This window comes from Ferroacidibacillus organovorans, assembly GCF_001642725.1.
Lineage (GTDB): Bacteria > Bacillota > Bacilli > Alicyclobacillales > SLC66 > Ferroacidibacillus > Ferroacidibacillus organovorans.
The window spans coordinates 21,315-33,596 of the sequence record NZ_LSUQ01000011.1; the positions used below are offsets into that span (position 1 = coordinate 21,315).

The 12,282-nt window shown below is 51.7% G+C and carries 12 protein-coding genes; 6 read left to right on the plus strand and 6 right to left on the minus strand.

Annotation, left to right across the window (positions count from 1 at the left end; all coding sequences use genetic code 11):
- Positions 1-13: 13 nt before the first annotated feature.
- Positions 14-199: a hypothetical protein gene (locus tag AYW79_RS05695; protein ID WP_067562967.1), complete on the minus strand. Its 186-nt coding sequence runs from the start codon at positions 197-199 to the stop codon at positions 14-16.
- 100 nt (positions 200-299) lie between these two features.
- Entirely contained in the window at positions 300-1,409 is a 1,110-nt protein-coding gene (gene mutY, locus AYW79_RS05700) for an A/G-specific adenine glycosylase (RefSeq protein WP_067562971.1), read from the minus strand.
- Between the two features lie 135 nt (positions 1,410-1,544).
- Here mutY and AYW79_RS05705 point away from each other — a divergent pair, with 135 nt between their 5' ends.
- The 4 genes from AYW79_RS05705 to AYW79_RS05720 all read left to right on the plus strand — a co-directional run bounded on the left by AYW79_RS05705 (position 1,545) and on the right by AYW79_RS05720 (position 4,525).
- A complete protein-coding gene (locus AYW79_RS05705; protein ID WP_067562974.1) occupies positions 1,545-1,739 on the plus strand; it encodes a hypothetical protein in 195 nt (64 codons plus the stop codon).
- 134 nt (positions 1,740-1,873) lie between these two features.
- Positions 1,874-2,068, plus strand: a complete 195-nt coding sequence (locus tag AYW79_RS05710; RefSeq protein ID WP_067562978.1) for a hypothetical protein — start codon at positions 1,874-1,876, stop codon at positions 2,066-2,068.
- A gap of 154 nt (positions 2,069-2,222) precedes the next feature.
- On the plus strand, positions 2,223-2,951 hold the full coding sequence (locus AYW79_RS05715) for a GntR family transcriptional regulator (RefSeq protein WP_179123154.1): 729 nt from the start codon (positions 2,223-2,225) through the stop codon (positions 2,949-2,951).
- 89 nt (positions 2,952-3,040) lie between these two features.
- Positions 3,041-4,525 carry a DHA2 family efflux MFS transporter permease subunit gene (locus tag AYW79_RS05720; protein WP_067562981.1) on the plus strand — a complete coding sequence of 495 codons (1,485 nt, stop codon included), beginning with the start codon at positions 3,041-3,043 and terminating at the stop codon, positions 4,523-4,525.
- 91 nt (positions 4,526-4,616) lie between these two features.
- Here the strand turns inward: AYW79_RS05720 and AYW79_RS05725 are convergent, their stop codons facing one another.
- Positions 4,617-4,859 carry a hypothetical protein gene (locus AYW79_RS05725; RefSeq protein WP_067562985.1) on the minus strand — a complete coding sequence of 81 codons (243 nt, stop codon included), beginning with the start codon at positions 4,857-4,859 and terminating at the stop codon, positions 4,617-4,619.
- 210 nt (positions 4,860-5,069) lie between these two features.
- On the opposite strand from AYW79_RS05725, the gene AYW79_RS05730 reads away from it, so the two are divergent.
- On the plus strand, positions 5,070-6,290 hold the full coding sequence (locus AYW79_RS05730; protein ID WP_067562988.1) for a phospholipase D-like domain-containing protein: 1,221 nt from the start codon (positions 5,070-5,072) through the stop codon (positions 6,288-6,290).
- A 409-nt stretch (positions 6,291-6,699) separates the two neighbouring features.
- On the opposite strand, the gene AYW79_RS05740 is transcribed toward AYW79_RS05730, so the two are convergent.
- Together AYW79_RS05740 and AYW79_RS05745 are read right to left on the minus strand one after the other, a co-directional pair.
- Complete coding sequence (locus AYW79_RS05740) at positions 6,700-8,220, minus strand: FumA C-terminus/TtdB family hydratase beta subunit (RefSeq protein WP_067562995.1); 1,521 nt, start codon at positions 8,218-8,220, stop codon at positions 6,700-6,702.
- A 36-nt stretch (positions 8,221-8,256) separates the two neighbouring features.
- A complete protein-coding gene (locus AYW79_RS05745) occupies positions 8,257-10,125 on the minus strand; it encodes a peptidoglycan D,D-transpeptidase FtsI family protein (RefSeq protein ID WP_067562999.1) in 1,869 nt (622 codons plus the stop codon).
- Between the two features lie 192 nt (positions 10,126-10,317).
- On the opposite strand from AYW79_RS05745, the gene AYW79_RS05750 reads away from it, so the two are divergent.
- Entirely contained in the window at positions 10,318-10,521 is a 204-nt protein-coding gene (locus AYW79_RS05750) for a DUF378 domain-containing protein (protein ID WP_143216237.1), read from the plus strand.
- A gap of 92 nt (positions 10,522-10,613) precedes the next feature.
- Here AYW79_RS05750 and AYW79_RS05755 read toward each other — a convergent pair whose 3' ends face one another.
- Positions 10,614-12,116, minus strand: coding sequence for a spore germination protein (locus AYW79_RS05755; RefSeq protein WP_231877713.1), 1,503 nt, complete (start codon positions 12,114-12,116; stop codon positions 10,614-10,616).
- Positions 12,117-12,282 lie beyond the last annotated feature (166 nt).

A 12,282-nucleotide genomic window follows, 5' to 3' on the forward strand; every position in this document is an offset into this window, starting at 1 on the left:
TGAATGCGCACGTTTAGCACAGATCTCCCTCATAACCGGTAAAGGCGACACGAAATGAATCCTCCACATCATCGTAATACACCGTAATCGGTTCGCGAAGGAGTGCCGCAGTAAATGGATCAAACACAAATGGAATTCCTTTGACCTGAATCTCTTTGTCTCGTTTCATACGCTCATCCAGAGCGATGCGAAGCCGCATCCCACCTCAGCCAGGCGACGCAGAAATGCGTACACACAAACCCTCTTCCTGCTCCTCTGCAAGCACGGATTGCAAACGCAAAGCACCCTGTTCAGATAGCTCAATCGAAAGTAAGCTCAAAACTGTTCTCCTCCAGATCGTGCAGCATACGTACAAAAAGGCGCGCAAAAGGGAGCGGCGCTCGATCTTCACTCGACATCATTCTACACGAAGTAACGCATTCATCCGATGAAATGTGAACCTCAATCAAGCGCGCGCGCCACTTTTGATGTGAAAAAACATGCTCGTATACGCCGCGATCGCGCAGTTCAAGCGGTTTTTTTACGCCCCGCGCGGACAGTGCGTCCTGAATCCACGCATCCTGCACAGCCACTTGTTCATAGGCATGCTCAACTAGTGGGAGTTGCCACAGGTTGGCAAGCAATCCAATGGCTGGTCGTTTCTCGATGGCCAGGCGGCCACCTTGCCGAATGGCCAGCGCCACAAACTCCCTTGTCGGGATCGCCCCTTTGGGACGTTTAATCGGCAATTTGAGGTGGATGCCCTCTCGCAGCCCTGCGCATTCAACCGCGATCGGACACGCGTCACACTGTGGATTTTTCGGCAAGCAAAGGGTTGCGCCAAGCTCCATCAGCGCTTGATTGAACTCTCCTGGGTCTGCCAGATGGACAAGCGTTTGGGCACGCTCTTTCATATAATTTCTAGCTTGCGCCGTCGCGAGATCCTCCTGAAACCCATCAACCCGCGACAAGACACGCATCACGTTTCCATCAACCGCCGGAAGCGCCTGGCCATATGCAATAGACATCACTGCGCCTAGTGTGTACTCACCCACACCCGGGAGACTGGCAAACGTTTTTGCGTCGCGCGGAACGTGGTTTCCATAGTGTTCCTGAAGCTCGCGCGTTGCTGAGACGAGATGGCGTAGTCTGCGATAGTAACCAAGCCCCTCCCAATACTTGAGCGCTTCCTCATCTGGCGCTTGCGCAAGCGCCTCAACCGTCGGAAACCGCTCAATAAATCGATTGTAATAGGGAATGACCGTCTCCACGCGTGTTTGCTGTAACATTACTTCAGAAACCCAAATGAGATACGGGTCCTTTGTCTTGCGCCACGGAAGATCGCGCGCCACACTCCGAAACCAGACTGAGAGGGCGTCCGCGATACGCTGATCGCGCATTGCATCTTCGTCGATTTGTTTCCCTTCCATCGTCTATGCCATCCTTCACAAAATCCATTCATGTCATGTACGTATGAACTCGTCTTTCCAACTTCATACTAGAAATACGAATGCAAGCAAGATGTCGATCATGGAACGCATCACCCGACAGAAAGCAGGTTATCGATGAGCGAATTTAAAGCAGCTCCACTTGAATCAAGTGATCTCTTTGCACTTCATCAAATGGAACAGGCATTAAGCGAAAAACTTGGAACCCCGATTGTGCTCGTCGCCTATTCCTCCAGCGAGGCAAAAGGAGACCGTTTCCATCTCCAAGCAGACTACGTCAAGCAAAGCGCGTATGCGCAGCATGATTTGTAGACCATCTTATCGCTCAAGTTTACCATAGCTGCCCACACGCCGCGCAGTGTCTTCAAGGCAAACGGAGTGGCAAAAGATACCTCATTAACGCATGCCGGTTTTGGGAAACCTACGACCGACAGGAGGTGTTCGCCATGTGGGGGATCGTAGATCGCGTTTACAATCCACGGCGTAACGTTCACAAGGGACTTGGCATGATGCCCACCCTTTTGTTGGGGGCAGGCGTCGGTATCGCTGCATGGGAGTTCGCCAAACGGCGTGCCACGCCCGAGATGACCACGACCAAAAGCATGATGAGCGCATCAAATGTCGACGAAGATCTGTTTTGATGTGTTTACTTTGCAAAGGGGCCTTGCTGAGCAAGGCCCCTTTACTCGAAAACAAAATTGGACTTCGCAGATTACCATTCAGCAGAAAAATGTGTATACTATCCTCATACATTATAATGTTACTACAAATTCAATCGGATGCGAGGCGATCACGATGCCATCCATGCGATCCGTCCACCCTCTCTACGTCCAACTGAAGGCGTCGCTGCTGGAGCGAATCGAGTCAGGCGAATGGCCGTCTGGCCAAATGATTCCAACAGAGCAGGAGTTAACAACTCTTCACAATGTGTCGCGCACGACCGTGCGCCAAGCCATTCGCGATCTCGTTGATGCAGGTTATTTGATTCGCCAACAAGGCAGAGGCACCTTCGTTCAGCGAAAAGTGCACACGCAATCCACGCACTTATATGGTTTCATGGAAGAGTTGGAGCAGGCGAATCAGCCCATTTCCATACGCGAGTTTCAGGCCACCGTGATTCCGGTGAGCGAGCGCATCGCCTCTTTGCTGCGAATCACGCCACGGCAGAATGTGCTTTTCGTATCGCGGGTCATCTGTACGGATGGCGAGCCCCTCTTTTATGACGAGAGCTACCTCCCAGAAGACCTTCTGGCGCGAATCCGCACACAAGGCGCCACGCGCTCTCTCTACAAACTGCTTGAGGCTGAAGGAATCTCCATCGCATCCGGTGAACAAACTGTAACCGCCGCCTTGGCAGGCCCCTTGCGCGCGACGCGGCTCGCGTGCCGGGCCGATGATCCTGTCCTGCACGTGGAGCGCATCACCGAAGATGGCGCGGGTCGCCCAGTCGAATACTCCTCCGTTTCTTATCGGGCCGACCGCTATGCGTTTGCGGTCAAGTTAACTCGCCAAGAGACGATTTAAGTGAGCGTCAAAGAAAGAATGAGTAAAATTCGCACACCTATCCGATTCCAGCGTCACGCCGAAAGGAGACAGGGCATGTCCCGCTCACGATGAAAGTTCGAGAAAACATCACTGCCAATCTCCCCCTCGCTGGAATCTGCGCGAAAACCAATTACCACTGGTATGTCGTTGCCACGGTCTGTATCGGGGCGTTTATGGCGGCGCTTGACGGCAGCATCATTACCGTTGCCCTGCCAACGATCACCCGACAGTTTCACGTCACCTTGAGTGCGACAGCGTGGGTTGCACTCGCCTATCTCTTAACCTTGACGGCGCTGCTCACCGTGTTTGGGCGGATTGCCGATCTCGTCGGAAGAAGACCGCTTTATACGATGGGCTTTGGAATCTTTATCGTGGGCTCCGCGCTCTGTGGCGCCGCCCAATCCCTCCCGTTTCTCATTGGCGCGCGCGTCTTACAAGCCGTCGGCGCCGTAATGCTTCAGGCGAACAGCGTCGCGATCATCACAGCGGCAGTTCCCTCGTCAGTGCGCGGAAAAGCGATCGGCATTCAGGGGTCGGCACTTGCTGTCGGATTGTCACTGGGGCCTGCGATCGGAGGGCTTCTGATCAGTGCATTCGGCTGGCGCTCCATCTTCTACGTCAACGTTCCTGTCGGCTTGATCGGCACGACGCTCGCCGCGCTCATTCTCCCGCTCGACCAGGAAAAGGATCAAGCAACAAGAGGCGTTTCTTTTGACTATCTCGGTTCGCTATTGCTCGCAGTCTCGATCGTGTCCGTGATTCTTGGACTCAACCAAGGAAATGAGAAGGGTTTCGGTTCTCCTTACATTCTCTCACTCTTTGCGTGCGGCGTTTTGAGTAGCGCTCTCTTTATTTGGCAAGAAAAACGTCACCGCGCGCCGTTGGTGGATCTGTCCCTTTTTAAAATCCCGACGCTAACGTGGGGAAACGTAAGCGGCTCACTCTCCTACGCACTCATGTACGGTATTCTTTACATCATCCCGTTTTATTTTGAAGAAGTTCGAAAAAATCCATCTTCACTCTCAGGACTTCTCACCACGCCGCTTCCGATCGGCATGATGCTGCTCGCGCCAATGGCCGGACGCATCGCCGATCGACTGGGCTCTCGCATTCCAACGGTGGCAGGCATGACACTCGCCACACTTGGCGGTCTCTCTTTATTACTGTTATCTTCAACTGAGCCACTCGTATGGATCATTATCGCACTGCTCATTATCGGCATGGGCATGGGGGTCTTTACGCCACCCAATAACAGTTCCGTCATGGGCAGTTCGCCGCGCAACCGATTGGGCGTAACCTCTGGACTTCTCAATATGTCGCGCTCCCTTGGTCAAAGCTTCGGAATTGCGTTTGCGTTCGCGCTGTATCAAGGTGTAGTTTTAGCGGAAGGTTACTCTCCATTGAGTGCGCCAGCGCGCATCCTTTTGCCCGGTTTTCACATCGCATTCGCCGGTGTCACGGCGCTCGGACTCATGGCGGCGCTAATTTCCATGTTTCGCGGCAAGGTTCAACCACTTGCAGATGCGGATCGCGAACACACCATCGAACTCTGATTGATGAAAAAAGCAATAAACGTCGACCTGAGTATCCCCGCACAGGCGAGCATTCAGGCCGACGCTTTTATCATCGATTCATTGCGTGAGTTTATGCTTTGAGTGAAGAAAAGAAAACGTACGCGACGAGGGGAAGCGCGAGAAAGACATAAATGCGCAATGCCCACATCAGGGTGAGCACGCCTCGACCCAACTTCTTTTTCCCATACGGCACGGCGCGATATTGGCTCAATTGAGAGGGTTCAAGCACAGCAGATAACTTCTTCAGTTCTGCCTGATCCTGACTTGATGGGTTTTGCACGCCAGACCCAAGCTCTTCTACCGTGAAAGACATTTTCCTCACCCCACTGTTTCACCAATTTTGCTGTCTTTAGAATACCACCACTTTTAACTGAAGGCAAAACTTTTTCCTAAGCACAACATTGTTGTATGCAGGAAAGCGACAAAATGTGTTGAATCTTCGATTCAACACATTTTGACACCTCACGTGCAATACGCTAGGATTTGTACGCACTACGATGCTTGAATGGAAGGGAGGCTTACTATGAGTTATCGAGAACTCGAGGATGGTTTCCTTGTCACACTCGCGCTCATCGTTTCTTCACAGCTCCTCGTCATTCTCATTTCTCTGATCAGCAATCAGTTTCGCCGACAACGAAAGCTCTCCATTACGAATCAACCACCTGTCGAATCGGTGATTGACGGCAATCAGATCACAATCTACACATACGGAATGGACTTCTATCATGCCCTTCTACGTGACATCACGCAGGCGAAGGATATTATTTGCATTGAATCCTTTATCTGGAAAGATGATGCGGTTGGACAACAAATCAAAGAACTTCTGGCCAAAAAAGCGCGCGAGGGCGTAACTGTTTATGTTGTTTTTGACGCGTTTGCAAACCTCGTCGTACCGCGTCCCTTTAAACAGTTTTCTGCTGACATTCACCTTTACCGCTATCGCGCCTGGCAAAGATTTCTCGATCTGTTCGATCCACGCCGGCTCGCGCGCGACCACCGTAAACTCGCCATCATTGACCGCACAATCAGTTATGTCGGTGGTTTTAACATCGGCGAGTTGTATGGACGAAAGTGGCGCGATACGCATGTACGTATAGAGGGGAGCTCCTCTCACAACCTTTTTGCGGCATTCGCTGATTTTTGGAATGCGCAAGCGCATAAACTTCCGAAGCTGAAAACTGAGCGCGCATCCCTTTCGCCCTATATCCGTCCCTATGTAAATAATCCGCAACGCATCCTCTTTCCGATTCGTTCCATGTACATTGAAGCGATTGATCTGGCTAAAGAGCACATCTTTTTGACGACCCCTTATTTCGTGCCAGACCGCGTTGTTCTATCCGCACTTATCGATGCGGCTGATCGAGGCGTACAAGTCTCTCTGCTCGTCCCCGAACGCTCCAACCATCTTCTGGCGGATTGGCTGGCGCGAACGTATTTTACTGATTGTCTGAAACGGGGCATTCGCATCTATTTGTACCAAGGGGCAATGATTCACGCCAAAACGGCGACCGTCGATGGAAAATGGACCACAATCGGAACGGCAAATCTTGATCGGTTGAGCCTCTTTGGAAATCACGAGATTAACGTGGAGTTTTTTAGTGAAGAGGTTGCGACGCACATGGAGGGGATGTTCGAATACGATCTCAAGGCGTGCCGCGAATTGAGTCTCGATGAGTGGAACCGCCGACCAATGACTCAGAAACTCGGTGAACTCGTGCTATCCCCTCTCTGGCCCTTTCTATAGTCACAGGAATTTTAATTCTATTAAATGGAGTCTTGATGTCCAGATACTTTACAACTATACTTAACCCGAAATATACCCGTAAGGGTATAAGAAAGAGGTGTATGAAATGTTTGTATGTAGCGGAAAAGGTTCTACAATTCGGTTACTAGCAGGAATTTTCTTTTGGGTCTCTATTTTACTGGGGTTATTTGTGAATAAATATTTAATGATCATTGGAGGGCTACCCGCGACGATGCTAATTGTATCGTATTTAACTGGATGGTGTCCTACAGAAATGCTTCTAAAATTGTTTGGAGCAAAAGAACAAAAAAGAATCTTAAAATAAACGAAAAGTAATACACGATGGAGTAGGTACCTACTCCATCGTGTATTACTCATCATTGAGTATGCTTTTGGCAACCATTGGTTGTTAATACACTGGGTCAGCGAATTCCTCGAGTTTCTTAAAGGAGTGATCATCCACGTCCGCATGCAGACTGTTGCCGTGACTGTCCATCGTTACAATGGCCGGAAACCCATCCACCTGAAGGTGCCACATCGCCTCTGGAATTCCAAACTCTTCGAGATAATCCACACCGTCTACCGCCTCAACGCTTTTCGCGTAATACTGCGCCGCGCCGCCGATCGCATTGAGATAGACCGCGCCTGACGCTTTCAGTCCGGCGAGCGTTTTTGCACCCATGCCGCCTTTGCCCATGACGACGCGCAGGCCAAATTTTTGGATGATCTCCGCTTGATATGGCTCTTCGCGCGCGCTAGTGGTGGGCCCTGCCGCCTTTACGTGCCACTTGCCTTCGTCATCCTTCATCATGACGGGTCCACAGTGGTAGAGCACACCGCCTTCAAGTGACACTGGCGCATCGTGATCCATCAAATACTTGTGGATTGCATCACGCCCCGTATGCATTTCTCCGCTGATCAAAACCACATCACCGACGTGGAGCGCGCGAATCTCTTCTTCTGAAATGGGCGCTCGCAACACCTTTACCTTATCTGAAAAACCCGCAAATTCTTTGCGTTTGAGGTCGGATGTGCCCTGTTTGTAAATCCAGTTGAGAATCTCTCCGGTGCGCGGGTCAATGCGCACGCCCTGCCGACGAAAAGCCCAGCAGTTGTACGCAACGGAAACGAAGAAACTCGCAGGAAGTCGATTTTGAACGCCGATCTTACAACCGAGCAAAGAGATGCGGCCGCCGAATCCCATCGTTCCCACACCCAATTCATTGGCGTGTTCCATGATGTACGATTCGAGTTCAGCAAGCTCTTTAATCGGGTTATGATCGTCAAGATGGCGGAATAACTGCTCTTTGGCGTGCTGATAACCGGACGTTCGATCGCCACCGATCGAGACCCCAATAAATCCTGCACTACAGCCTTGCCCCTGCGCCTGGTACACCGCGTGCATGATGCATTTGCGGATGCCGTCGAGATCACGCCCCGTTTTTCCAAGTCCAGGAAGCTCCATCGGCAGACTGTACTGGATGTTCTTGTTTTCACACCCACCGCCTTTGAGAATCAGTCGGACATCAATCTCATCGTTTTCCCATTGGTGAAAGTGGATGACCGGTGTCCCAGGGCCCAGATTATCACCCGTATTTTTCCCCGTCAGAGAGTCAACCGAGTTTGTGCGCAGTTTGCCAAGGCGCGTCGCCTCGGCAACCGCCGCTTTGATCTGACGCTCCATCACGATCTGGTTCGCGCCGACTGGCGTATGCACTTCAAACGTAGGCATTCCTGTATCCTGACAGATTGGTCCCTGTTCCTCTTCGGCCAGTAAAACATTCTCAACGATCGTCTCTAAAGCAAGCGCCGCGCGCGACCCGATCTCTTCCCGAATCTGCGCCTGTTCAACCGCCCGGCGCACGTCAGGAGGAAGATTGGTCGACGTGTCAATAATCAATTTCAGTAGGCTCTCTTCAAAATGTTCCACGCTTATTCACTCGTTTCATAAGTGAGGTAGATACGTTTAACCAACGTGAACGGGTGTCGGAGGGATCGGTTTTTTGCCAGCCAGCTCATTCAGGTAGGCGTCGATCAATTTGCGTGCGACCGATCCTGATGAGAGATAGCCTTCACCAGCACCTGGGACAATGACTGCAACGGCGATCTTTGGATTCTTGTACGGCGCCCAACCAATAAAGAGCGCGATATCGTGACCGACGACACCCGTTTGCGCCGTACCCGTTTTCCCCGCCACAGAGTAAGGGTCGCCGAGAAATACGGACCACGATGTTCCCATTCGCTTCGTGGTCACCCAGTGCATGCCTTGACGAATCATACTCAAATTCGCAGGACTGACAGGCACTTTGTTGAGGACGACCGGCTGAATCGTTTTGATCACCTCGCCTGTCGGCGAAAGGATTTGATGCAGCACTTCTGGCTTCATGCGTTTACCTGTCGCAATGGCGCTCACGTACTGAGCAAGCCCGATCGCTGAGTACACCTGATCCTGTCCAATCGCCATATACGCGAGATCCGAGAGATAGCCATTATCGTGGAAATAGCCCACGCGCTCATTAGGCAGGTCGATCTGGGTCGGCGAAGTCAAGCCAAAGTACTTACCAAAACTGGCAAGTTGATTAAACGCTTTGACGCGCTCACCTGTCATCCACGTGTTGATATTATAAGACGGCGGATAATGTCCCATCCAAAGTCCGGTTTGATACAGAAAGACGTCAGATGAATACTCTAGCGCCTCTGGAACAGTGACCATTCCGAATCCGCCAGGCACCCACTCGTGCAGGACCGTATTGCCCACCAGCAGATAGCCTGGATCCCAAACGGTCGTCGTCGGTTTAATCGCGCCCAGATTCAAAGCATCCATAAGCGTCAGCGGTTTTTCCGTCGATCCTGGCATAAAGAGACCCGACACCGCCATATTGAGCGCTGCATTTTGATACTGTGCATAGTGCTGATTCGAGATCCCGCCGACAAACCACTGCGGGTTATAATCCGGATAACTGCCCATTGCAAGCACCGCGCCCGTTTGCGGGTTCATCGCAACCGCCACACCCGAGTCAACCCACGAATATCCCTGCGAGCGAAGGCTCGCCACTTGGGTTTGAAGCGCCTGTTGCAAAACATTCTGCAGATGTCCGTCAATGTTCAGGACAAGGTTGTCACCCGGCATCGGCGCGGGATACATGCCAAGCTCTTTCATCGGCACATTCGCCGCATTCACCTGCACACGCATGACACCCGGTACGCCTTGCAGGAGGGAATCGTATTGCTGCTCAATTCCGTCCAACCCAACCAGTGCATTGGCTGGGTACTTGCTATACTGAGGCATCGCGTTATTCGGCGGAATAGGCCCGATATACCCAACCACGTGATCAGCGAGTGCGCCATACGGGTAGTAGCGAAGCGGCGTCGTGATCACCCGCACGCCGATCAGCGAGTTTTCGTGTTCCTCCACGTATGACACTGCGCGTGGAGAGGCATTCTGTAGAATAGTGACCTGTGGGTTCGCGTAATTGTATGCGTTCATCGCCTGTAAAAGATTTTTTACTGATTCACCAAACGCAGGCGCCAGACGCTTTGCGATCGCATTTGTATTTTGAAGCGGTGTCGCCAAACGCGTGTAGACAACCGTGAACGTTGGTTTATCCGCGGCCAGCAATACGTGGTTTCGATCATAAATCCAGCCTCTTGGCGCAGGCACCGCATACGTATCGTACTCGTTCGTATGCTCTTGCGCGACAAACTGGGAACTCGTCTTGATCTGGAGATACCCCAGGCGAACGATAAGTAGGGACATCGACAAAAAAACCGTGGTAAACGCAAACGCGAGACGCGCCTCAACAGGGCGGCGCCGCGGTTTGTCTGCCTTTTTCATAGATTCCTAAATCGCCCTCTTCTCCGTAACCGATTCGCAAAAGCCACCATCGTATTATAAATCTATGAACCTACGAATAACAGGGAAAAACGAGACTAGACAGGAAATGTTTACACTTTTGCGCAGAGCATAAAGCAGGACGAATTGACTCACGCTAGTTCTGCAATGAATCCGTTCGAGAGGGGGATGGACATGACCAAACTGGCACTTGTCCTCGTGATCATCGGGGCGTTGAACTGGTTGCTCGTCGGTCTGTTCCAATTTGATATCGTTGCCGCCATTTTCGGCGGTCACGGCACACTTCTTAGCCGCGTCGTCTATACACTGGTTGGCCTCGCCGGAATCTACACCATCGGCCTACTGTTTCGCGATGCAGATCATCGCGACGTGGTCTAATCGCAAGACAATAGACAGACCCGCGCATGAGCGATCTCTTCGCCTTTGCGTGGGTCTGTCAGCTTTCATTTGAGGCTAACGCCTTAAGACAATCAACCTCTGCGAATGAGCGTTTTTGTCTTAAAAATACTCGGCCGTCCATCTTTTCGATACAAAGGTGCACGAATCAATACGCCTTTGATGCCCTCCCAGTCAAACGGCAAGAAGGGCCACAGATAAGGAACACCAAACGACTTTGTCGTCGCTAGCAGCACGATAAGTCCGATGATGCCAAGGATGAAGCCAATCCAACCACCGACCGATGTAACGATGATTAAGATGAAGCGAACGAAGCGATTGGCAGTAGACAGCTCATGTGAAGATGTGGCAAACTGCGCCACCATTGCAGAGCCCATGAAGACGAGCACCTCAGGCGAAACGAGGTTCATCGAGACGGCAAACGGTCCAAAGACGAGACCGGCAACGATACCTGTCGCCGTGGCAAGCGCCGTCGGGGTATTGATCACCGCACGCTCAAAGAGGTCTACGGCAAGCTGCGCCAAGAGAAACTGAACGGCGAGCGGAAGTGAGAGCGGCGCCGGATCGACCAAACGCGCCAACCAGCGCGGCTCGACCTTTCCAAGTTGCGCCGCAACAATAAAAAAGGATGGCGAGAACACCGAAATGAGCGCACCAAGAATCGACACCACGCGCATATACGTCCCATTCGTCGGGTATACGTGATAGTCTTCCGGGTGATGGATGTGATTAAACAGCGTGCTCGGCGCAATGATCACTTCTGGCGTCGTATCGACGACGATAACGATCTGTCCTTCCATCAGACATGTCGCCGCGACATCAGGCCGCTCCGTGTACCGAACGATCGGGTACGGATTCCACTTAACCTTTGCGATAAACTCCGTCACCGCTTGCTCACCCATCGCGACAACATCCGTATTGATGGATTTGAGTTCCTTTTTTACATTGTCGACGAGCGCGTCATTTGTCACATCTTGGAGATACATGACACTCACGTCCGTCTGTGAACGCGTCCCCACTTGAATGAGCTCAACGCGCAACCGTGGATCGCGCAGTCGCCTGCGAATCAGCGCGACATTCATAAGCATCGTCTCGACAAACCCGTCACGCGGGCCGCGCACGACCCGCTCAACTTCCGGTTCAGCAATGGAGCGCATCGGGTAGATCCGGGTGTCGATCATGAGCGTCTCGTTATACCCGTCGAGGAATATGACAAGCGGACCCGACAGGATGTAGCGAACTGCGTCTTTCATGTTGTTCACTTTTTGCACTTGAACAAAACTGATCGTGACATTCAAATAGTTTACAAGCTCATCAATCGTAAAATCGCGCGCAGGGTGGCGCGCTACAAACTCTTTCAAGGACATCTCAACGTTTTCAAGGATCAGCACCATGTTCATCGTCAAGAAAAAGCCGTTTGCCGTGTATCCCGTCATGCTGATTTGTTCGTAGACAAACGGTTTGGCGATGAGATCCCAACTGACCCCTATTCCCAGCAGTTGCTTGAGAAATGCGTCATTCTGTTGAAGATTTGTTGAAATGGAAACTTGTTCAAGCGACTCCATCTCCGTCGTCAATGCGGCTCACTCCTCCACACCCAGTATGTGGAACGACGCATCTTCATATACGTGAGTCTCGCAAACTCACAAGCCACCCAGTTAGCATGTTTGATTATCACTGAAAGCTTAGGTACACTATATATAGGTAAGTCGACTTCTCATCCTAACTTCGCGATGAATCGAC

Bases quoted from the DNA above. Each gene is read 5' to 3' on its own strand.
- AYW79_RS05695 (WP_067562967.1), bottom strand. From the start codon at position 199: ATGCGGCTTCGCATCGCTCTGGATGAGCGTATGAAACGAGACAAAGAG.
- mutY (WP_067562971.1), bottom strand. From the start codon at position 1,409: ATGGAAGGGAAACAAATCGACGAAGATGCAATGCGCGATCAGCGTATC.
- AYW79_RS05705 (WP_067562974.1), top strand. From the start codon at position 1,545: ATGAGCGAATTTAAAGCAGCTCCACTTGAATCAAGTGATCTCTTTGCA.
- AYW79_RS05710 (WP_067562978.1), top strand. From the start codon at position 1,874: ATGTGGGGGATCGTAGATCGCGTTTACAATCCACGGCGTAACGTTCAC.
- AYW79_RS05715 (WP_179123154.1), top strand. From the start codon at position 2,223: ATGCCATCCATGCGATCCGTCCACCCTCTCTACGTCCAACTGAAGGCG.
- AYW79_RS05720 (WP_067562981.1), top strand. From the start codon at position 3,041: ATGAAAGTTCGAGAAAACATCACTGCCAATCTCCCCCTCGCTGGAATC.
- AYW79_RS05725 (WP_067562985.1), bottom strand. From the start codon at position 4,859: ATGTCTTTCACGGTAGAAGAGCTTGGGTCTGGCGTGCAAAACCCATCA.
- AYW79_RS05730 (WP_067562988.1), top strand. From the start codon at position 5,070: ATGAGTTATCGAGAACTCGAGGATGGTTTCCTTGTCACACTCGCGCTC.
- AYW79_RS05745 (WP_067562999.1), bottom strand. From the start codon at position 10,125: ATGAAAAAGGCAGACAAACCGCGGCGCCGCCCTGTTGAGGCGCGTCTC.
- AYW79_RS05750 (WP_143216237.1), top strand. From the start codon at position 10,318: ATGACCAAACTGGCACTTGTCCTCGTGATCATCGGGGCGTTGAACTGG.